This is a genomic window from Streptomyces sp. NPDC091281, assembly GCF_044757425.1.
GTDB lineage: Bacteria > Actinomycetota > Actinomycetes > Streptomycetales > Streptomycetaceae > Streptomyces.
The window spans coordinates 543,468-563,522 of sequence record NZ_JBIVUY010000005.1 but is presented as its reverse complement, the minus strand read 5'-3'; the positions used below and the strand labels follow the sequence as shown (position 1 = coordinate 563,522).

The 20,055-nt window shown below is 73.9% G+C and carries 16 protein-coding genes and 1 pseudogene; 14 read left to right on the top strand and 3 right to left on the bottom strand.

Features of this window, described 5'->3' with window-relative positions; all coding sequences use genetic code 11:
- Positions 1–159 precede the first annotated feature (159 nt).
- Complete coding sequence (locus tag ACIQPQ_RS16945) at positions 160–1,737, bottom strand: MFS transporter (protein WP_401304498.1); 1,578 nt, start codon at positions 1,735–1,737, stop codon at positions 160–162.
- 185 nt (positions 1,738–1,922) lie between these two features.
- Here ACIQPQ_RS16945 and ACIQPQ_RS16940 point away from each other — a divergent pair, with 185 nt between their 5' ends.
- Positions 1,923–2,903 (top strand): Lrp/AsnC family transcriptional regulator, encoded by a 981-nt coding sequence (locus tag ACIQPQ_RS16940; RefSeq protein ID WP_401304496.1) that lies wholly within the window; start codon positions 1,923–1,925, stop codon positions 2,901–2,903.
- Between the two features lie 79 nt (positions 2,904–2,982).
- Here the strand turns inward: ACIQPQ_RS16940 and ACIQPQ_RS16935 are convergent, their stop codons facing one another.
- A complete protein-coding gene (locus ACIQPQ_RS16935; RefSeq protein ID WP_401304493.1) occupies positions 2,983–3,936 on the bottom strand; it encodes a LysR substrate-binding domain-containing protein in 954 nt (317 codons plus the stop codon).
- A gap of 149 nt (positions 3,937–4,085) precedes the next feature.
- Between ACIQPQ_RS16935 and ACIQPQ_RS16930 the strand changes: the two genes are divergently transcribed.
- Positions 4,086–5,165 (top strand): bile acid:sodium symporter family protein, encoded by a 1,080-nt coding sequence (locus tag ACIQPQ_RS16930; protein ID WP_401304570.1) that lies wholly within the window; start codon positions 4,086–4,088, stop codon positions 5,163–5,165.
- 46 nt (positions 5,166–5,211) lie between these two features.
- On the opposite strand, the gene fdhD is transcribed toward ACIQPQ_RS16930, so the two are convergent.
- On the bottom strand, positions 5,212–6,069 hold the full coding sequence (gene fdhD / locus ACIQPQ_RS16925; protein WP_401304490.1) for a formate dehydrogenase accessory sulfurtransferase FdhD: 858 nt from the start codon (positions 6,067–6,069) through the stop codon (positions 5,212–5,214).
- Between the two features lie 194 nt (positions 6,070–6,263).
- Between fdhD and ACIQPQ_RS16920 the strand changes: the two genes are divergently transcribed.
- The 12 genes and pseudogenes from ACIQPQ_RS16920 (at position 6,264) to ACIQPQ_RS16865 (ending at position 20,049) form a co-directional block, all read left to right on the top strand.
- Entirely contained in the window at positions 6,264–7,739 is a 1,476-nt protein-coding gene (locus tag ACIQPQ_RS16920; protein WP_401304487.1) for an OFA family MFS transporter, read from the top strand.
- Complete coding sequence (locus ACIQPQ_RS16915) at positions 7,696–7,914, top strand: hypothetical protein (protein ID WP_401304573.1); 219 nt, start codon at positions 7,696–7,698, stop codon at positions 7,912–7,914. Before ACIQPQ_RS16920 ends, ACIQPQ_RS16915 begins: the two co-directional genes overlap by 44 nt.
- Positions 7,915–8,172: 258 nt before the next feature.
- Positions 8,173–9,120 (top strand): beta-ketoacyl-ACP synthase III, encoded by a 948-nt coding sequence (locus ACIQPQ_RS16910; protein ID WP_383767015.1) that lies wholly within the window; start codon positions 8,173–8,175, stop codon positions 9,118–9,120.
- 192 nt (positions 9,121–9,312) lie between these two features.
- Complete coding sequence (locus tag ACIQPQ_RS16905; RefSeq protein WP_401304567.1) at positions 9,313–10,008, top strand: GntR family transcriptional regulator; 696 nt, start codon at positions 9,313–9,315, stop codon at positions 10,006–10,008.
- A 218-nt stretch (positions 10,009–10,226) separates the two neighbouring features.
- Positions 10,227–11,408, top strand: coding sequence for an ROK family protein (locus ACIQPQ_RS16900; protein ID WP_401304484.1), 1,182 nt, complete (start codon positions 10,227–10,229; stop codon positions 11,406–11,408).
- A gap of 212 nt (positions 11,409–11,620) precedes the next feature.
- Positions 11,621–13,147, top strand: a complete 1,527-nt coding sequence (locus ACIQPQ_RS16895) for a sugar ABC transporter ATP-binding protein (RefSeq protein ID WP_401304481.1) — start codon at positions 11,621–11,623, stop codon at positions 13,145–13,147.
- Positions 13,144–14,160, top strand: a complete 1,017-nt coding sequence (locus ACIQPQ_RS16890) for an ABC transporter permease (protein ID WP_383767007.1) — start codon at positions 13,144–13,146, stop codon at positions 14,158–14,160. The genes ACIQPQ_RS16895 and ACIQPQ_RS16890 overlap by 4 nt, the downstream gene beginning before the upstream one ends.
- A 17-nt stretch (positions 14,161–14,177) precedes the next feature.
- Positions 14,178–15,242: a substrate-binding domain-containing protein gene (locus ACIQPQ_RS16885; RefSeq protein ID WP_401304478.1), complete on the top strand. Its 1,065-nt coding sequence runs from the start codon at positions 14,178–14,180 to the stop codon at positions 15,240–15,242.
- 261 nt (positions 15,243–15,503) lie between these two features.
- Positions 15,504–16,739: a Gfo/Idh/MocA family protein gene (locus ACIQPQ_RS16880; protein WP_401304476.1), complete on the top strand. Its 1,236-nt coding sequence runs from the start codon at positions 15,504–15,506 to the stop codon at positions 16,737–16,739.
- 12 nt (positions 16,740–16,751) lie between these two features.
- Positions 16,752–17,750 (top strand): sugar phosphate isomerase/epimerase family protein, encoded by a 999-nt coding sequence (locus tag ACIQPQ_RS16875; RefSeq protein WP_401304474.1) that lies wholly within the window; start codon positions 16,752–16,754, stop codon positions 17,748–17,750.
- A 452-nt stretch (positions 17,751–18,202) separates the two neighbouring features.
- A pseudogene (locus ACIQPQ_RS16870) lies at positions 18,203–18,802 on the top strand (DUF1080 domain-containing protein); the annotation flags it as partial.
- A 116-nt stretch (positions 18,803–18,918) separates the two neighbouring features.
- Complete coding sequence (locus ACIQPQ_RS16865; protein WP_401304472.1) at positions 18,919–20,049, top strand: inositol-3-phosphate synthase; 1,131 nt, start codon at positions 18,919–18,921, stop codon at positions 20,047–20,049.
- Positions 20,050–20,055 lie beyond the last annotated feature (6 nt).

Here is a 20,055-nt window from a genome sequence, read left to right as displayed (position 1 = left end):
CGGATCAACGTGCTGTTCGCGATGCTCCGCGACGGCACCTTCTACGAACCCCGAACCCCACGCCTCGCTTGACGAAAGACATAGAGGCACCCCCCGCAACCGGCGCCACGCCCGCCCCGGCGGCGGACGGGTGCGTCGTCGCCGGGGCGGGCGCGGTGTTCAGGTCCGGGTGCCCGCCGTCCGCGACCGGGGCGTCGCCGCGGACGACGTCCCCGCGGTGGAGGCCCCTTCCGCGGGAGTCCCTTCCACGGTGGTCCCTTCCGCGGGGGTCCGTTCCCTGGAGGTCCCCGCCTCCCCGCCCCGTTCCGCGCGGCCCGGCCGGACCAGGGCGAACACCAGCGCCGCCGCCACCAGCCCGGTCACGCCCGCCGCCAGCAGCGCCGTGTCCAGACCGGAGGCGAACGCCGACCGCAGCGCGTGCTCCCCGTACGCCCCGCGCAGCGCTCCGGCGCCGCCGCCCGCCAGCGCGTGCGCCCCCTCCTGGCCGAGCGCGTCCGACATCCGCGACGTCAGCACGGTGCCGAACACCGCCACGCCCAGCGCGTAGCCGAGCTGCCGCACGGTGTTGACCGCGCCGCCCGCCATGCCCGCCCGCTGCGGCGGCACCGCGGCCAGCGCCGCGCCCGACACCGTCGGCGACACCAGGCCCGTACCGAACCCGACGAGGACCAGTCCCGGCACCAGCGCCACCCAGGTCGACCCGGCGTCCAGCAATGCCTGCGCGCAGCAGCCCGCGCCGATCAGCAGCAGCCCGCCGCCGATCGTCAGCCGGGCCGGAGCGCCGTGCAGCAGCCGCCCGACCAGGATCGCGGTCACCATCGCCGCCACCGTCATCGGCAGCAGCGTCAGACCGCCGCGCACCGGGCTCATCCCCAGCAGCGTCTGCATCCAGATCGACAGGTACGGCGTCACCCCGAACGCCACGCCGTTGAAGGCCATCGCGCCCAGCATCACCCCGACGAACGCGGGCCGCCGCAGCAGCGCCAGGTCCAGCAGGGGGTGCGCCGCACGCCGCTCCGCCAGCACGAACGCGCCCAGCGCCAGCGCGGCCAGCGCGAACGCCGCCAGCGCCGCCGTCGCCGACCAGCCGTCCTCCCCGGCGCGCACCACGCCGTACGTCAGCCCGCCCGCGAACGCCGCGAACGTCACCGTGCCCGCCCAGTCCACCCGCATCCCGCGCGGGCCCTTCGACTCCGGCACCACCTTCAGCGTCAGCCACACCGCGAGCACGCTCACCGGCAGGTTCACGAAGAAGATCCACCGCCAGCCCGGTCCCGCCGTGAGCAGCCCGCCCACCACGGGCCCGACCGCCGCCGCCGCGCCGCTCACCGCGCCCCACACGCCGAGCGCCGCCGACCGCTGCCGCCCCTGGTAGACGGAGCCGAGCAGCGGCAGCGTCGTCGCGAACATCGCCGCCGCGCCCACCCCCTGCACGGCCCGCGCCGCCACCAGGGTCCCCGGCCCCGGGGCGAGCCCGCACAGCAGGGACGCGGCGGCGAAGACCACCACGCCCGCCACGTGCACCCGCCGTCGCCCCAGGATGTCGGCCGCGGCGCCCGCGCCGAGCAGCAGCGCGGCGAGCGCCAGCGCGTACCCGTCCACCACCCATTGCAGATCGCTCAGCGAGGCGTCCAGCGCCGCCGCCATGTCCGGCAGCGCGACCACCACGATGGTCACGTCCAGCAGCAACATGAACGTGCCCAGGCACACCGCCGTCAGCGGCCCCCATGCGCGCATCTCTTCACTTCCCTCGGTCTCCACACGACCCCGGGCCCTGCGGCCCCGCGGCCTTCCTTCCGGCACGTCCGCGCACCGGGTCCGCCCGGTCCGCGGAACACGAACGCTCCGTACGATGGGGAAGCGCGGGGCGATCGCCGTGGAAAATACCCCCCTGCCGACGGAATCCGATGGGAGAGCGGCCGATGAGGATGGAATCCGACACCTTCGACGCGCTGGACCTCAAGCTGCTCTGCGCCCTGGAGGTCGACGGCCGGGCCTCCTTCAGCCGGCTCGGCACGGTCCTCGGCGTCTCCGACCAGACCGTCGCCCGCCGCTTCCGCCGGCTGTGCGCCGAGGGCGGCCTGCGCGTGGTGGCCGTCCGGGACGCCGCCGTCCTCGGCGAGGACCAGTGGATGCTGCGACTGCGCTGCGTCCCCGACAGCGCGGCCGTCATCGCCGACGCCCTAGCCAAACGCCACGACACCCACTGGATCGGCCTCGGCTCCGGCGGCACCGAGATCCTCTGCATGACCCGCCCGCGCCGCCCCGGCGACCACGACGACCTGCTCCTCGGCAAGCTCCCGCGCACCCCGAGCGTCGTCGAGATCCGCGCCCAGCAGATCCTGCACCGCTTCTACGGCGGGCCCAGCGGCTGGCTGCGCAAGTTCGGCGTCCTCGACGACGACCAGGTCGCCGCCCTCACCCCGTGCCCCGCCCCGGCCCCGGGCCCGCCCCGCGTCGACCCCGAGGACCAGCCCCTCCTCGACGTCCTCGCCCGCGACGGCCGCGCCGGATACCCCGAACTCCAGCGCGCCACCGGCCGCTCCGAGTCCGCCGTGAAACGCCGCCTCGCCACGCTCCTCGGCTCCGGCGCCGTCTACATCGACGTCGAGTACGACTCCGAGATCCTCGGCTTCCCGCTCGCCGCCGTCCTCTGGATCACCACGACCCCGGCCGCGCTGCACCGGGTCGGCGAGGCCCTCGCGGGCCACGAGGAGGTGGCCCACGCGGCGGCCACCGCGGGCCCGTCCCACATCGTCGTCACCGCCGTCGTCCGTGACACGGCCGGGCTGTACGCCTACCTCAGCGGCCCCCTCGGCCGCCTCGACGGCGTCCAGCACGTGGAGGCCACGCCGTTCCTGCGGCGGGTCAAGCAGCTGACGTACCAGCGTCCGCCGCGGTAGCGCCCGGCGGGCGATGCGGGGACCCGGCGGGCGGTGCGGGGGCCCCCGGCGGGACGTCGACCGCCTGGGCCGGGGGACGTCAGGCGCCGTCGGGGTGGGGATGGCGGGTGCCGCGGTGGAGGCGGTCGCCGCTCGCCAGAATTGCCGCGGCCAGCGCGTCCGCCGCGTCCCGCGCCGAAGCGCGCTCCCGCTCCCTGCCGTAGGCCAGGACGAAGTCCACCGGGCCCAGCTCCGGCAGCCCCGCCCGCTCCGGCAGCCGGACCAGGCCCGGCGGGATCAGGCCCCGCGAGTGCGCCATCACGCCGAGCCCCGCGCGGGCCGCCGCGATCAGCCCGTTGAGGCTGCCGCTGGTGCACACGATCCGCCACGGCCGCCCCTGCCGCTCCAGCGCCTCGAAGGCGAGGGCGCGCGTGATCCCCGGTGGCGGGAACACGATCAGCGGTACCGGCCGCCCGGCGTCCAGCCGCAGTCCCTCGGCCCCGATCCACACCAGTTCGTCGTGGCGGACGAGAGTGTCCTGCCGTACCGGCGCGTCCCGCCGCGACCGCGGGTCCTGCCGTACGGGCGGCTCGGGCGGGGTCTCCTCCGGGCGGCGCTTGGCGAGGACGAGGTCGAGGCGGCCCGCCGCCAGCCGTTCGTGGAGCGTCCCCGACAGCTCCACCGTCAGCTCCAGGTCGACCTCGGGGTGGTCGTGCCGGAAGCTCTCCAGGATCTCCGGGAGCCGGGTCAGCACGAAGTCCTCCGACGCCCCGAACCGCAGCCGCCCGCGCACCCGGGTCCCCGTGAAGAACGCCGTGGCCTGCTCGTGCACCTCCAGGATGCGGCGCGCGAAGCGCAGCATGGCCTCGCCGTCCTCGGTCAGCTCCACCGAGTGCGTGTCCCGTTCGAACAGCGTCCGCCCGGCGGCCTCCTCCAGACGGCGTACGTGCTGACTCACCGTGGACTGCCGCAGCCCGAGCCGCCGCGCCGCCTGCGTGAAACTCAGCGTCTGCGCGACCGCGAGGAAGGTCCGCAACCGGGACGGGTCGTACACGCGTCCAGCGTACGCCCGCTCATCGCATCATGTGATGACAGTGAGTGCGGTGTGCGGGATTCCCGATGACGGGGCGGGGGAGCACGATGGGGGAGATCACCACGAGAGCGCTGGGGAGGACCGTGAAACGCCTGAGCCGGCCGCGCCGGATGCCCGTCGACCCGTACGTCCTGCTGCTGCTCGGCACGGTCGGGCTCGCCGCGCTGCTGCCCGCCCGCGGCGCCGCCGCCGACGCGGCCTCCGGCGCCTCCACGGCCGCGATCGCCTTCCTCTTCTTCCTCTACGGCGCCCGCCTGTCCACCAAGGAGGCCCTCGACGGCGTCCGGCACTGGCGGCTGCACCTCACCGTCCTCGCCTGCACCTTCCTGATCTTCCCCCTGCTGGGGCTGGCCGCCCGCGGACTCGTCCCGGTGCTCCTCACCGACCCCCTCTACCAGGGCCTGCTCTTCCTCACCCTCGTCCCGTCCACCGTGCAGTCGTCGATCGCCTTCACCTCCATCGCCCGCGGCAACGTGCCCGCCGCAATCTGCGCGGGCTCCTTCTCCTCCCTCGTCGGCATCGTCGTCACCCCGCTGCTCACGGCCGCCCTGCTCGGCGGCACCGGCGCCGGGTTCTCCCCGGACGCGGTGATGCGGATCGTGCTGCAACTCCTCGTGCCGTTCCTCGCGGGCCAGGTGCTGCGCCGCTGGATCGGCGGCTTCGTCACCCGGCACAAGAAGGTGCTCCAGCTCGTCGACCGGGGCTCGATCCTGCTCGTCGTCTACACCGCGTTCAGCGAGGGCGTCGTCCAGGGCGTCTGGCACCGCGTCAGCGCGGCCCGGCTCACCGGACTGCTCGCCGTCGAGGCCGTCCTGCTCGCCGTGATGCTCGCCCTGACCTGGTACGGCGCGAAGGCGCTGCGGTTCGGCCGCGAGGACCGCATCGCGATCCAGTTCGCCGGGTCCAAGAAGTCCCTCGCCGCCGGACTGCCCATGGCGAGCGTGCTGTTCGGCGCGCACGCCTCCCTCGCGGTGCTGCCGCTCATGCTCTTCCACCAGATGCAGCTCATGGTCTGCGCGGTCATCGCCAAGCGGCGCTCGCACGATCCGCTGCCGCCCGATGCGGAGCCGGAGGCGGAGCCCGAGCCGGAGGCGGGGGCAGGCGCTGACGCGGTCACGCAGGGCGGGGACGGCGACGGCGACGGCGGCGTGGGGCGGAGTCAGGTCGACTCGGGGTCGGGGGCGCGCTGACGGGTGCCGGGGGGCGGTCCGGGTCCGGGCGGCCGTCGCCGGTGGCTCAGCCCTGGGCGGGGGCGACGGCCGTCGCCGGTACGGTGATCCGCTCCTCGCCCGCGTACACATTCATGGAGCTGCCCCGCAGGAAGCCCACCAGGGTCAGCCCCGTCTCCGCCGCCAGGTCCACCGCCAGCGAGGACGGCGCCGACACCGCCGCGAGCACCGGGATGCCCGCCATCACGGCCTTCTGCGCCAGCTCGAACGACGCCCGCCCGGAGACCAGCAGCACCGCCCGCGACAACGGCAGGCGGCCCTCCCGCAGGGCGCGGCCGACCAGCTTGTCCACCGCGTTGTGGCGGCCCACGTCCTCACGGACGTCGAGCAGTTCGCCCTCCTCGGAGAACAGGGCCGCCGCGTGCAGCCCGCCCGTCCGGTCGAAGACGCGCTGGGCCTCGCGGAGCCGGTCGGGCAGGAGGGCCAGCAGGTCGGTCCCGAGGCGGAGCGGGGGCGTGTCGGCGATCGGCCAGCGTGCTGTCGTACGGACCGCGTCCAGGCTCGCCTTGCCGCACAGCCCGCAGGACGACGTGGTGTACACGTTCCGTTCGAGGGTGATGTCGGGCAGCACGACGTCGGGGGCCGTACGCACGTCGACCACGTTGTACGTGTTGGAGCCGTCGGCGGTCGCGCCCGCGCAGTAGACGATGTTCAGCAGGTCCTCGGTGCGCGCCAACACGCCCTCGCTGACCAGGAATCCGGCCGCGAGCCCGAAGTCGTCGCCGGGGGTGCGCATGGTGATGGCGAGCGGCTTGCCGTTCAGCCGGATCTCCAGCGGCTCCTCCGCCACCAGGGTGTCCGGGCGGTGCGAGACCGCGCCGTCGCGCACCCGCAGCACCTTGCGCCGTTCGGTGACTCGTCCCATGTCGTGATCAGCCCCGGTTCCGTCCGTGGAGTTCCGCCCGCGCGGCTCTCCGCCCGCGGGCCGGCCGCGCTCGCCCCGACCCCGTCCATTGTCCGGCACCGGCCGACCGTTCACCGCACGCCCGCTACCGCTCACCGCACCCGCGTGATCCCCCGGCTTTCCAACCCACCCGTCGCTGCCTACCGTCCGGCCTCATGAGTCCCCCGGTCGCACCTCCGGGCTGGAGCCGCTGGCTCGTGCCGCCCGCCGCCCTCTCCGTCCACCTCTCCATCGGCCAGGCCTACGCCTGGTCGGTCTTCAAACCGCCCCTCGAATCCGCGCTCGGTCTCAGCGGGACGCAGAGCGCGCTCCCCTTCCAGGTCGCGATCGTCATGCTCGGCCTGTCCGCCGCGTTCGGCGGCACCCTCGTCGAGCGCAACGGCCCGCGCTGGGCGATGACCGTCGCCCTGGTCTGCTTCTCCTCCGGCTTCCTCGTCTCCGCGCTCGGCGCCGCCACCCAGCAGTTCTGGCTGATCGTCCTCGGCTACGGCTTCGTCGGCGGCATCGGACTGGGCATCGGCTACATCTCGCCCGTGTCCACGCTGATCAAGTGGTTCCCGGACCGACCCGGCATGGCCACCGGCATCGCCATCATGGGCTTCGGCGGCGGCGCCCTCATCGCCTCGCCGTGGTCCGCGCGGATGCTGGAGTCGTTCGGCGCCGACCACACCGGGATCGCGCTCGCGTTCCTCGTCCACGGGCTCGCGTACGCGGTGTTCATGACGCTCGGCGTGCTGCTGGTGCGCGTCCCGCGCGCCGCCGCGGCTGCCTCGGCTACCTCGGTTTCGGCGCCTTCCTCGGCATCCGTGGCCTCCTCGGCCGTTGCCGTCCCGGCGGAGGACGGGGCGGGCGCGCCGGGGACGGCGGGGGCGTCGGGGACGTCAGGGACGGCGGGTGCGGTGGGCGCGGACGGTGCGCGAGGCGGGGTGCAGGTCTCCGCCCGCAGCGCGGTGCGCACCCCGCAGTTCTGGTGTCTGTGGGTGGTGCTCTGCATGAACGTGACGGCGGGCATCGGCATCCTGGAGAAGGCCGCCCCCATGATCACGGACTTCTTCGCCGACACCTCCGCCCCGGTCTCCGCGACCGCCGCCGCGGGCTTCGTCGCCCTGCTGTCGGCCGCCAACATGGCCGGTCGCATCGGCTGGTCCTCCGCCTCCGACCTGGTCGGACGGAAGAACGTCTACCGCCTCTACCTCGGCGCGGGCGCCTTGATGTACGGGCTGATCGCGCTCGCCGGGGACTCCTCCAAGCCCCTGTTCGTCGTCTGCGCGCTGGTGATCCTCTCCTTCTACGGCGGCGGCTTCGCCACGATCCCCGCCTACCTCAAGGACCTGTTCGGCACCTACCAGGTCGGCGCCATCCACGGGCGGCTGCTCACCGCCTGGTCGACGGCGGGGGTGCTCGGGCCGCTGATCGTGAACTGGATCGCCGACCGGCAGGAGGAGGCCGGACGGCACGGCCCGGACCTCTACAGCCGGTCCCTCCTCATCATGATCGGGCTGCTCGCCGTCGGCTTCGTCGCCAACGAACTCGTCCGGCCCGTCCACGCCCGCCACCACCACGTCCCCGCCCCCAGGAAGGCCCCCGATGCCGCACGCGTCGAGCCCCAGCAGCCCCAACAACACCAGTGATCCCGGCAGCCCCGGCGGCGTCAGTGAGCCCGCGGGCACCAGTGGTTCTGCCGGTGCCGGGGGAACCGGCGGTCGTCGGCCGCTGATCGTGTTCGCCTGGCTCTGGGTGGTGCTCCCGCTCGGCTACGGGCTGTACGAACTCGTCCAGAAGGCGACGCGCCTCTTCACGGGATAGGCCGCCCGTCCCCGGCGAGCGCCGGGCGGTCACCGGGGACCGGCGGGCTACCGGCCGTCACCGGCCGGAGTGACGGCCGCCCGACCCGGCTGACGCGGGTACCCCGGCGACCGGATGTTCGGACGCCGGGGCGCCGGGCCCTGTCGGGAAGCCGACAACCCCGAAGCTCGTTTCCTGTCACATCACGTGTCCGCGTACCCGTGAGTCACTGATCAGACTGGTGGATCCCGCTACCCACGGCAACGAGGGGATTCCCCAATGAACGGCTCGCGCATCGCCGCCGTCGGCCACTACCAGCCCGCCAAGATCCTCACCAACGAGGACCTGGCCGGCATGGTCGACACCAGTGACGAGTGGATCAGAAGCCGGGTGGGCATCCGCACACGCCACATCGCCGGGCCCGACGAGCCGGTGGACGAGCTGGCCGCGCACGCCGCCGCCAAGGCCCTCGCCGCCGCCGGGCTCACGCCGGGCGACATCGACCTGGTGCTCGTCGCCACCTCCACCGCCGTGGACCGCTCGCCCAACATGGCCGCCCGGGTCGCCGCCCGCCTCGGCGTGCCGAGCCCGGCCGCCCTGGACATCAACGTGGTGTGCGCCGGGTTCACCCACGCCCTCGCCACCGCCGACCACACCGTCCGCGCGGGCGCCGCGACCCGCGCCCTGGTCATCGGCGCCGACAAGATGTCCGAGGTGACCGACTGGACCGACCGCACCACCTGCGTGCTGGTGGGCGACGGGGCGGGCGCCGCCGTCGTCGAGGCCGCCCCGGTCGGCACCGAGCCCGGGATCGGGCCCGTGCTGTGGGGGTCGGTGCCCGAGATGGGGCACGCGGTACGCATCGAGGGACAGCCCGCCCGGTTCGCCCAGGAGGGGCAGAGCGTCTACCGCTGGGCTACCACCAAGCTGCCCCCGCTGGCCCGCGAGGCGTGCGAGCGGGCCGGACTCACCCCCGCCGACCTGGCCGCCGTGGTCCTGCACCAGGCGAACCTCCGCATCGTCGAACCCCTCGCCGAGAAGATCGGCGCCGTCAACGCCGTGGTCGCGCGGGACGTCACCGAATCGGGCAACACCTCCGCCGCCAGCATCCCCCTCGCCTTCTCCAAGCTGGTCGAACGCGGCGAGATCGGCAGCGGCGACCCCGTCCTCCTCTTCGGCTTCGGCGGCAACCTGTCGTACGCGGGCCAGGTCGTACGCTGCCCGTGAACGGACCGGCCGCCTCCGGCCGTATGTGCCGGTGAACCCGGCCGGTCCCGGCCGCAGGCCGCCGGTGAGCCGGACGGCTGCGGCCGTGCGGTGCCGGTGGGCGGGGGCGGCCGCGGTCGTACCCTGCCGGTGACCATCGACACGGGGACGTCCGGCCGCCGCCACCGGCGCCGCCCCGGAGGGGGAGCGACCATGCCGCCGTCAGGACCGCCACCGGCCGGGAGACCCCGGCTGGAACGACCGGGGCCGCTGCGCGAGCGCGTCTACGAGGCCCTGCTCGAACTCATCACCACCCGCGCCCTCCGCCCGGGGGAGCACCTTGTCGAGAACGAGCTCGCCGACCGCCTCGGCGTCTCCCGGCAGCCCGTCCGCGAGGCGCTGCAACGCCTCAACGCCGAGGGCTGGGTGGAACTCCGCCCCGCCCAAGGAGCCTACGTACGGCTGCCGACCGAGGAGGAGGCCGGGCAACTCCTCGCCGTACGCGCCCTGTTGCGGTCCGAGGCCGCCGGGCTCGCCGCCACCCGCGCCCGCCCTGCGGACGTCGAGGCCCTCACGGGGATCTGCGGGCAGGGCGGGTCGGCCGTCGCCGCCGACGACCTGGACCGCGCGGGCACCCTCGACGCCCTCTTCCACGCCAAGGTCATGGACCTCGCGGGCAACGCCGTCCTCGCCGGACTCGCCGCCCAGATCGACCGCCGCGCCCGCTGGTACCACGCCCCCGGCAGCCGCGCGCGGGACGGCCGGACCTGGAGCGGGTACCGGGACGTGACCGCCGCGATCGCCGCGGGCGACCAGCCCCTCGCCACCCGCCTCACCCGCGAGCAGGCCGAACCCGAGCAGCCCGCACCCACCACCCACCCGGTCCGCCCGGTCCGGCGGGACACCTAGGCCTGCCTGACAGGCTCGGCGCACCTGTCGCACCCGGCGCGCGGGGCGTCACGAGCCGCTTTCGCCGGGCGCCCTCACCGGTCTTTGTCCTGTGAGTGGGAAAAGATCGCAGCAATCCCTGCACGACTTCTTCCCCCGCCCGGCAACCGCTGCTACGTTCCCCTCGAAAGCCCGACAAGCAGGCGGCCGATTCAGGCGGGGAGGGGTCCGTGAGACGCATGACGGCACGACCCGCGAACGCGCACCAGGCCAGGCTGCTCAAGCTGCTGCGCGACGGAGGACCCAACTCCCGGGCGCAGCTGGGCGATCAGATCGACCTCTCGCGGTCCAAGCTGGCCGTGGAGGTGGACCGGCTGCTGGAGACGGGCCTCGTCGTGGCCGACGGGCTCGCCGCCTCCCGCGGTGGCCGCCGCTCGCACAACGTCCGCCTCCACCCCCAACTCCGTTTCCTCGGCGTGGACATCGGCGCGACCTCGGTCGACGTCGCGGTCACCAACGCCGAACTGGAGACGCTCGGACATCTCAACCAGCCGCTCGACGTACGGGACGGCCCGGTCGCGGTGTTCGAGCAAGTGCTCGCCATGGCGGCGAAGTTGAGGGCCACCGGGCTCGCCGAGGGCTTCGACGGCGCCGGGATCGGCGTCCCCGGCCCGGTCCGCTTCCCCGAGGGCGTCCCCGTCGCGCCGCCGATCATGCCCGGCTGGGACGGCTTCCCCGTACGGGAGGCGCTCAGCCAGGAACTCGGCTGCCCGGTCATGGTCGACAACGACGTCAATCTGATGGCGATGGGGGAGCAGCACGCGGGCGTCGCCCGGTCCGTCGGCGACTTCCTCTGCGTCAAGATCGGCACCGGCATCGGCTGCGGCATCGTGGTCGGCGGCCAGGTCTACCGGGGCACCACCGGCAGCGCGGGCGACATCGGGCACATCCAGGCCGTGCCCGACGGCCGCCCCTGCGCCTGCGGCAACCGCGGTTGCCTGGAGGCGTACTTCAGCGGCGCGGCGCTGGCCCGCGACGCGGTGGAGGCGGCCGAGCAGGGTCTCTCCGCCGAACTCGCGGCCCGGCTGGAGGCGAGCGGCGCCCTCACCGCCGTCGACGTCGCGGCCGCGGCCGCCGCCGGTGACGCGACCTCGCTCGACCTGATCCGCGAGGGCGGCAACCGGGTCGGCCAGGTCATCGCCGGGCTCGTCTCCTTCTTCAACCCCGGCCTGGTGGTGATCGGGGGCGGGGTGACCGGCCTCGGCCACACCCTCCTCGCCGCCATCCGCACCCAGGTCTACCGCCAGTCGCTGCCGTTGGCGACCGGCAACCTCCCCATCGTCCTGGGGGAGTTGGGGCCCACCGCCGGAGTCATCGGCGCGGCCCGCCTGATCAGCGACCACCTCTTCTCACCCGCGTAGCCCTGACCCCGTACGGCCGCACCGCCCCGCACGGCACCATCCCGCACGGCACCTCTCGGCACGGCACCGTTCCGCGTCGCACCACCCCGTACTGCCGTCCTGCAAGCGCTTGCCCGCACCCGCGCCCAGGCGCACCCTGCTCCGACCCGCCCCACTCCGCTCGGCCTCGCTCTGCCCTGACACCGGCCCGCACGCCCGCAGAGGGGAACCCCATGGCACCCGAACCACCCCTGCTCAGCATGTCCGGCATCACCAAGTCGTTCCCCGGCGTCCGGGCCCTCGACGGCGTCGACCTCGACGTGCAGGCCGGCGAGGTGCACTGCCTGCTCGGCCAGAACGGGGCCGGGAAGTCCACCCTCATCAAGGTGCTGGCCGGTGCCCACCAGCCCGACGACGGCACGATCCGCTGGCGCGGCGAACCCGTCACCCTGCGCTCGCCGATCGCCGCCATGCGCCTGGGCATCGCCACCATCTACCAGGAACTCGACCTGGTGGAGCACCTGTCGGTGGCGGAGAACGTCCACCTCGGCCACGAACCGACCACCGCCGGATTCGTCGTCCGCGGAAAGGCCGCCCGCGCCTCGACCGCCGCCCTCCTCAAGCGGCTCGGGCACCCGGAGATCGCGCCGGGGCGGCTGGTGGGCGACCTCTCGGCGGCCCAGCAGCAGATCGTCTCCATGGCGCGGGCCCTGTCCCACGAGGTCCGGCTGATCGTGATGGACGAACCGTCCGCCGCCCTCGACCCCGACGAGGTCGGCAACCTCTTCCGGATCGTCGCCGACCTCACCGCGGACGGCGTCGCCGTCGTCTACATCTCGCACCGGCTGGAGGAGATCCGCCGCATCGGCGACCGCGTCACCGTCCTCAAGGACGGGCGCGCGGTCGCCGGGGGACTGCCCGCGAAGTCGACCCCGACCCGCGAGGTCGTCGCCCTGATGACCGGCCGCAACGTCGAGTACGTCTTCCCGCCGCGCCCGACCGCCGACCCGGCGCCGCAGCCGGTGAAGCCGCTGCTGGAGGTCCGCGGACTGGCCCGCGCGGGCGAGTTCGAGCCCCTCGACCTCGACGTGCGGCCCGGCGAGATCGTCGGCCTGGCGGGACTGGTCGGCTCCGGACGCTCCGAGATCCTGGAGACGATCTACGGTGCCCGCAGGCCGACGGCCGGTCAGGTCAGCGTGGACGGACAGAAGTTGAGGCCGGGCAGCGTCCGGGACGCCGTCCGCGCCGGGCTCGGGCTCGCCCCCGAGGAACGCAAGGCCCAGGCCCTGCTGATGCTGGAGTCCGTCACCCGCAACGTCTCCGTCTCCACCCTCGCCCGCTTCTCCCGCGCCGGATGGATCGACCGGGGCGCCGAACTGCGCGCGGCCCGCGCGGCCACCCGCGAACTCTCCCTGCGCCCCGACAACCCGTCCGTCCCGGTCCGCACCCTGTCCGGGGGAAACCAGCAGAAGGCCGTCCTGGCCCGCTGGCTGCTGCGCGGCTGCCGGGTCCTGCTGCTCGACGAACCCACCCGCGGGGTCGACGTCGGCGCCCGCGCCGAACTGTACGCGGTGGTCCGCCGGTTGGCGGACGAAGGGCTCGCCGTGTTGCTCGTCTCCAGCGAGGTCCCCGAGGTCCTCGGCCTCGCCGACCGTGTCCTCGTGCTCCGCGAGGGCCGCGTCGTGCACACCGCGCCCGCCCACGCACTCGACGAACACCGCGTACTCGACCTCGTCATGGAAGGAAGTCCGGCGTCATGACGCAGCCCGTCTCCCCGCCGCGGGACAGCACCGACAAGGTCCCGCCGCCCCAACCCCCGCCCTGGCGCGGCGCGGTGGCCCGCGCCGACGTCCGCACCCTGTCCCTGCTCGGCGTGCTGGCCGTCCTCGTCCTCATCGGCGGCATCACCAAGCCCGACGAGTTCCTGGACACCCGCAACCTTCAACTCGTCCTCACCCAGGCCTCGGTGATCGGGGTCGTCACCGTCGGCATGACCTTCGTCATCATGTCCGGCGGCATCGACCTCTCCGTCGGCGCCATCGTCGCCCTCGCCTCCGTCTGGGCCACCACCCTCGCGACCCAGGACTACGGCTTCGGCGGGGTCCTGTTCACCGCCGTCCTCGTCGGCCTCGGCTGCGGCCTCGTCAACGGCCTCCTCATCGCGTACGGCGGGATGGTGCCCTTCATCGCCACCCTCGCCATGCTGGCCTCGGCGCGCGGCCTCGCCCTCCAGATCACCGACGGCAAGACGCAGATCGTCACCATCGACGGCATCCTCGACCTCGGCGAGCGCGACGCCTACGTCCTCGGAGTGCCGCCGCTGGTCATGGTGTTCGCGGTGGTGACGCTCATCGGCTGGCTGGTGCTCAACCGCACCACCTTCGGCCGCCGCACCGTCGCCGTCGGCGGCAACGCGGAGGCCGCCCGCCTCGCCGGGATCGACGTACGCCGTCAACGGCTGTACCTGTACCTGCTGTCCGGACTGTGCTGCGGCATCGCCGCGTTCCTGCTGATCATCCTCTCCGGCTCGGGCCAGAACACCAACGGCAACCTCTACGAACTCGACGCCATCGCCGCCGCGATCATCGGCGGCACCCTCCTCAGCGGAGGCCGCGGCACCATCGTCGGCTCCGTCCTCGGCGTCCTGATCTTCACCACGATCACCAACATCTTCGCCCTGAACAACCTGCAGAGCGACGTCCAGCAGATCGCCAAGGGCGCGATCATCGTCGCCGCCGTGCTGGTCCAGCGCCGTACCGCGAGCACGACCTGACGAGAGGGTTCACCGCCATGCCAGAGCCGCTGATCACCCACCGTGTCGCCAGCCGCAGAGGACTGCTCTTCGGTACCGCCGCCGTCTCCGCCGGAGCCCTCCTCGCCGGCTGCACCAGCAACGACCCCAAGGACGACGACGGAGCCCCGGCCGGCAACAGCCAGCCCGCCGCCGACGACAAGCCCGGCAAGCAGGTCACCATCGGCTTCGCCGGACCGCAGGCCGACCACGGCTGGCTCAACGCCATCAACGACAACGCCAAGAACCGCGCCAAGAAGTACTCCGACGTCACCCTGGAGATCACCGAGGGCTCCAACGACACCGCCCAGCAGATCGGCCAGATCGAGACCCTCATCAACAAGAAGGTCGACGTCCTCGTCATCCTCCCCGCCGACGGCAAGGCCCTCACCCAGGTCGGCCTCAAGGCGATGCGGGCCGGAATCCCCGTCATCAACCTCGACCGGATCTTCAACACCCCGCAGGCGTACCGCTGCTGGATCGGCGGCGACAACTACGGCATGGGCCTCAACGCCGGTCACTACATCGGCGAGAAGCTCAAGGACACCTCCGACGCCCGCGTCATCGAACTCGCCGGACTGGACAACCTGGAGCTGACCAAACAGCGCACCCAGGGCTTCGACGACGCCCTCAAGAACTACCCCAACATCAAGAAGGTGGCCCGCCAGGCGGCCGACTTCACCGTCGAGTCCGGGCAGGCCAAGATGGCCCAACTCCTCCAGGCCCAGTCCAAGTTCGACGCGGTGTGGAACCACGACGACGACCAGGGCGTGGGCGCGCTGCGCGCCATCGAGCAGGCGGGCCGCGACGACTTCCTGATGGTCGGCGGCGCGGGCGCCCTCTCCGCCTTCGAGGCCATCAAGCAGGACAACGGCGTCCTCAAGGCCACCGTCCTCTACCCGCCCACCATGGCCGCCTCCGCCATCGACCTCGCCCGCGCCCTCGGCCAGGCCAGGGGCATCGGCGGCCTCGCCGAGTTCGAGATCCCCGCCTCGCTGACCCTGTACTCGGCGGTGGTCGACAAGGAGAACGTCGACCAGTACATGTCCACCGGCTTCCGGTGAGCCGACCGGACCACGGGGGCGGGACGGGTCTGCCGGGACCCGGCCCGCGCCACGGCGGGACGTACAGCGGGGCGTACGACGGTGGAGCGTACGGCCGTGGGGCGTGCCGCCTCGGGGCGTACGGCGCCGTCCGGCGGGACGTCGGCTCCCGCCGGACCCGCGCGCCGCGGGACCGCGCCCCGGCGCTCCGGCCGGGGCGCGGCCCGCCCGCCCGGCAGGAACCGCCCCCCATCGCGCCACGACGACCAGGAGGACACCTGCATGGAACAGCCGCAAGCGTCAGCGGGACCGGAGGAGGCCGTCGCCGAGGCCGGCCGGCCACCGCTCCGCGTCGGCATGGTCGGCTACGCCTTCATGGGCGCCGCCCACTCCCAGGGCTGGCGCACCGCGGGCCACGTCTTCGACCTGCCCCTGCGCCCGGAACTGGCCGTGCTGTGCGGCCGCGACGCCGCCGCCGTGCGCGCGGCGGCCGACCGCCACGGGTGGGCGGCGACCGAGACCGACTGGCGGGCCCTGATCGAACGCGACGACGTCGACCTCGTCGACATCTGCACCCCCGGCGACAGCCACGCGGAGATCGCCGTGGCCGCCCTCGCCGCGGGCAAGCACGTGCTGTGCGAGAAGCCCCTCGCCAACACCGTCTCCGAGGCCGAGGCCATGACCAGCGCCGCCGAAAGGGCCAGGGAGCGTGGCCAGTTGGCGATGGTCGGCTTCAACTACCGCCGCCTCCCCGCCACCGCGCTGGCCCGCACCATGGTCGCCGAGGGCCGCCTCGGCACCCTGCGCCACGTGCGGGTGACGTACCTTCAGGACTGGCTCAACGACCCGGAGTTCCCGCTGACCTGGCGGCTGCGCCGCGAACTGGCGGGCTCCGGCTCCCTCGGCGACCTCGGCGCCCACATCATCGACCTCGCCCAGTACCTGGCGGGGGAGCGGCTGGCCGGGGTCTCCGCGATCACCGAGACGTTCGTACGGGAGCGGCCCCTGCCCGACGGCGCCACCAGCGGCCTCGCCGCCGGGACGGGCACCGGCGGCACCGCCACGACCGCGACGGTCACCGTGGACGACGCGGCCGTCTTCACCGGCCGGTTCACCTCCGGCGCCCTCGCCTCCTTCGAGGCCACCCGCTACGCCACCGGCCGCAAGAACGCCCTGCGCATCGAACTCAACGGCGAGCGCGGCTCGTTGGCCTTCGACCTGGAACGCCTCAACGAGCTGTCGTTCCACGACGCCACCGAGCCCGGCACCCACGCGGGCTTCCGCCGCATCCTCGTCACCGAGCCCGACCACCCCTACCTGGACGCCTGGTGGCCGCCCGGCCACGGCCTCGGCTACGAGCACTCCTTCGTCCACCAGGCCCGCGACCTGGTCCACTTCATCGCCGAGGGCCGCCGCCCCGAACCCTCCTTCGCCGACGGACTCCAGGTGCAGCGGGTCCTCGCGGCGGTCGAGGAGAGCGCCGAGAAGAACTCCGTCTACACCCCGATCGCCGACTGAGGAAGGCCCCGCATGCCCCGCCAGTTCACGCTCTTCACCGGCCAGTGGGCCGACCTCCCGCTGGAGGACGTCTGCCGCCTCGCCCGTGACTTCGGCTACGACGGACTCGAACTCGCCTGCTGGGGCGACCACTTCGAGGTCGACAAGGCCCTCACCGACCCCTCCTACCTCGACTCCCGCCGGGCCCTGCTCGACAAGTACGGGCTGACCTGCCGGGCCGTCTCCAACCACCTGGTCGGGCAGGCCGTCTGCGACGCCATCATCGACGAACGGCACGAGGCGATCCTGCCCGCCCGGATCTGGGGCGACGGCGAACCCGAGGGCGTCCGGCGGCGCGCGGCCACCGAGATCGCCGACACCGCCCGCGCCGCCGCCGCGTTCGGCGTCGACACCGTCATCGGCTTCACCGGCTCCGCGATCTGGCACCTGGTCGCCATGTTCCCGCCCGTCCCCGAGGCGATGATCGACCGCGGCTACCAGGACTTCGCCGACCGCTGGAACCCGATCCTCGACGTCTACGACGCCGAAGGGGTCCGCTTCGCGCACGAGGTCCACCCCGGCGAGATCGCCTACGACTACTGGACCACCGTCCGCGCCCTGGAGGCCGTCGACCGCCGCCCCGCGTTCGGCCTCAACTTCGACCCCAGCCACTTCGTGTGGCAGGACCTCGACCCGGTCGGCTTCCTCTGGGACTTCCGCGACCGGATCTACCACGTCGACTGCAAGGAGGCCCGCAAGCGGCTCGACGGCCGCAACGGCCGCCTCGGCTCCCACCTGGCCTGGGGCGACCCGCGCCGCGGCTGGGACTTCGTCTCCGCCGGGCACGGCGACGTCCCCTGGGAGGACGTGTTCCGCATGCTCCGCTCCATCGACTACCGCGGGCCCGTCTCCGTGGAGTGGGAGGACGCCGGGATGGACCGCCTGCACGGCGCCCCCGAGGCCCTCCGACGCCTCAAGGCCTACGACTTCGACCCGCCCACCGCCTCCTTCGACGCCGCGTTCGGCAACTAGGGCCGCTCTTCCGGACCTTGCAGTCGGTCGCGGGCCCTGGCCCGCAGCCCGCCCGCCGGAACCGTGCCGGAGCCCCCACGGCCCGGCACGGCCGCACACCGCTCCGTCGCACCACCCCGGCCGCCCCCCGGCCGGGTCCGCTTCCCCGCAGCCGGGACGACGGCGCGTCCCGGCGACCGCAGGCACCACCCCGCACGTACCACCGGCCCCACCCTGGAGGACCCGTGCACGGGAACGACCGCACCACCCGCACCGCCGCCCCCACCGCCCGCACCCGAACCCCCGCGCCCCGCACGGCGATCGCCGTCCTGGCGGGCGCCCTGCTCGCCACGGCGCCGCTCCACCTCACCGCGCCCCGCGCCGAGGCCGCCGTCACCGACCCGGCGACCGCGGCGGCTCCGGCCACCGCGCCGCACCCGACCGGTACACACACGACGGGCACGCACCCGACCGGCACCCACCGCGCCGACTGCCCCCCGGAGCGCGGCTACCGCCCCCTCTTCGACGGCACCTCCCTCGACGGCTGGCGGCAGGCGGGCCCCGGCTCCTTCACCCTCGGAGCCGACGGCACCCTCACCTCCTCCGGCGGCATGGGCCTCCTCTGGTACGCCGCCTCCGGCTTCACCTCCTACTCCCTGAAGCTCGACTGGCGGATGTCCAGCCCCTCCGGCGACGACAACTCCGGTGTCTTCGTGGGCTTCCCGCCCTCCGACGACCCCTGGTCCGCGGTGGACAACGGCTACGAGATCCAGATCGACGCCACCGACGTCCCCGACCGCACCACCGGCGCCGTCTACGGCTTCCGCTCCGCCGACCTCGCCGCTCGCGACCGCGCGCTCAACCCGCCGGGGGAGTGGAACACGTACGAGATCCGCGTCGAGGGCGAACGCCTGCGCGTACGGCTCAACGGCGTCTGGATCAACGACTACACCAACACCGATCCGGCCCGCAGCCTGCGCGACGGACACCTCGGCCTCCAGAACCACGGGGCCGACGACCAGGTGTCCTTCCGCGACGTCCGGATCAAGCAACTCCCCGCACGGGGCCACTGAACGGCGGCGGGCGGAGGACGCCGGACCTCCGCCCGCCGTCTCCCCGCTCCGCCGCACCGGAACGCCGTTCTGCCCGTTCCGCCTTCCCGGCTCCCCGCACCAGAAGGAGGCTGCCCATGTCCGCGCCCCGCCCGCTCCCGCCGCGCGTCGGCGTCTGGCTGATCGGGGCCCGCGGCTCCGTCGCCACCACCGTCGTCGCGGGCTGCGCCGCCCTCACCGCAGGACTCCGCCCACCCACCGGCCTCGTCACCGAGACCCCCGCCTTCGCCGACAGCGGCCTCCCCGCCCTGTCCTCCCTCGTCTTCGGCGGCCACGACACCCTCGACTGCCCCCTGCCCAAACGCGCCGAACAACTCGCCGCGGGAGGGGTCCTGCCGCCCGGCCTCCCCACCGCCGTCGCCGCCGAACTCGCCGCCGCCGAGGCCGAGATCAGACCCGGCGGCCCCCTCCCCGGCGACACCCGCGACGAGCGGCGCCTCATCGCCGACTTCGCCGACGACATCCGCGCCTTCGTCCGGCGGGGCGACCTCACCCGCGCCGTCGTCGTCAACGTCGCCTCCACCGAACCCGCCCCGAACGGCCCCGCCCTGCCGCCCAGTTCGCTGTACGCGGCCGCCGCCCTCGAAGCGGGCTGCCCCTACGTCAACTTCACCCCCTCCACCGGCCTCCACCACCCCGCCCTCGCCGACCCCGCGGCGGCGAGCGGCCTGCCGTACGCCGGACGCGACGGCAAGACCGGCCAGACCCTGCTCCGTTCCGTCCTCGGCCCGATGTTCACGCAACGCGCCCTCGACGTACGGGCCTGGTCCGGCACCAACCTGCTCGGCGGCGGCGACGGAGCCGCCCTCGCCGACCCGGCCGCCGCCGAGGCGAAGAACGCGGGCAAGGAACGCGTCCTCGCCGACACCCTCGGCACCGTCCCCGAGGGCCAGGTCCACATCGACGACGTGCCCGCGCTCGGCGACTGGAAGACCGCCTGGGACCACATCGCCTTCGACGGCTTCCTCGGCACCCGCATGATCCTCCAGACCATCTGGCAGGGCTGCGACTCCGCCCTCGCCGCCCCCCTCGTCCTCGACCTCGCCCGCCTCCTCGCCCGCGCCCACGAACGCGGCCTCACCGGCCCCCGCCCCGAACTCGCCTTCTTCTTCAAGGACCCGATCGGCGACGCCCCCTCCTCCCTGGCCGAACAGCACGCCGAACTCCTCGCCTTCGCCCGCCGGTTGAGCGACGAGGAGGACCGGTGAGCGGGG

Coding starts and splice junctions, on each gene's coding strand:
- fdhD (WP_401304490.1), bottom strand. CDS start 6,069: ATGGGACGAGTCACCGAACGGCGCAAGGTGCTGCGGGTGCGCGACGGC.
- ACIQPQ_RS16880 (WP_401304476.1), top strand. CDS start 15,504: ATGGAACAGCCGCAAGCGTCAGCGGGACCGGAGGAGGCCGTCGCCGAG.
- ACIQPQ_RS16940 (WP_401304496.1), top strand. CDS start 1,923: ATGAGGATGGAATCCGACACCTTCGACGCGCTGGACCTCAAGCTGCTC.
- ACIQPQ_RS16865 (WP_401304472.1), top strand. CDS start 18,919: ATGTCCGCGCCCCGCCCGCTCCCGCCGCGCGTCGGCGTCTGGCTGATC.
- ACIQPQ_RS16915 (WP_401304573.1), top strand. CDS start 7,696: ATGCCGCACGCGTCGAGCCCCAGCAGCCCCAACAACACCAGTGATCCC.
- ACIQPQ_RS16890 (WP_383767007.1), top strand. CDS start 13,144: ATGACGCAGCCCGTCTCCCCGCCGCGGGACAGCACCGACAAGGTCCCG.
- ACIQPQ_RS16875 (WP_401304474.1), top strand. CDS start 16,752: ATGCCCCGCCAGTTCACGCTCTTCACCGGCCAGTGGGCCGACCTCCCG.
- ACIQPQ_RS16930 (WP_401304570.1), top strand. CDS start 4,086: ATGCCCGTCGACCCGTACGTCCTGCTGCTGCTCGGCACGGTCGGGCTC.
- ACIQPQ_RS16905 (WP_401304567.1), top strand. CDS start 9,313: ATGCCGCCGTCAGGACCGCCACCGGCCGGGAGACCCCGGCTGGAACGA.
- ACIQPQ_RS16895 (WP_401304481.1), top strand. CDS start 11,621: ATGGCACCCGAACCACCCCTGCTCAGCATGTCCGGCATCACCAAGTCG.
- ACIQPQ_RS16900 (WP_401304484.1), top strand. CDS start 10,227: ATGACGGCACGACCCGCGAACGCGCACCAGGCCAGGCTGCTCAAGCTG.
- ACIQPQ_RS16945 (WP_401304498.1), bottom strand. CDS start 1,737: ATGCGCGCATGGGGGCCGCTGACGGCGGTGTGCCTGGGCACGTTCATG.
- ACIQPQ_RS16910 (WP_383767015.1), top strand. CDS start 8,173: ATGAACGGCTCGCGCATCGCCGCCGTCGGCCACTACCAGCCCGCCAAG.
- ACIQPQ_RS16920 (WP_401304487.1), top strand. CDS start 6,264: ATGAGTCCCCCGGTCGCACCTCCGGGCTGGAGCCGCTGGCTCGTGCCG.
- ACIQPQ_RS16885 (WP_401304478.1), top strand. CDS start 14,178: ATGCCAGAGCCGCTGATCACCCACCGTGTCGCCAGCCGCAGAGGACTG.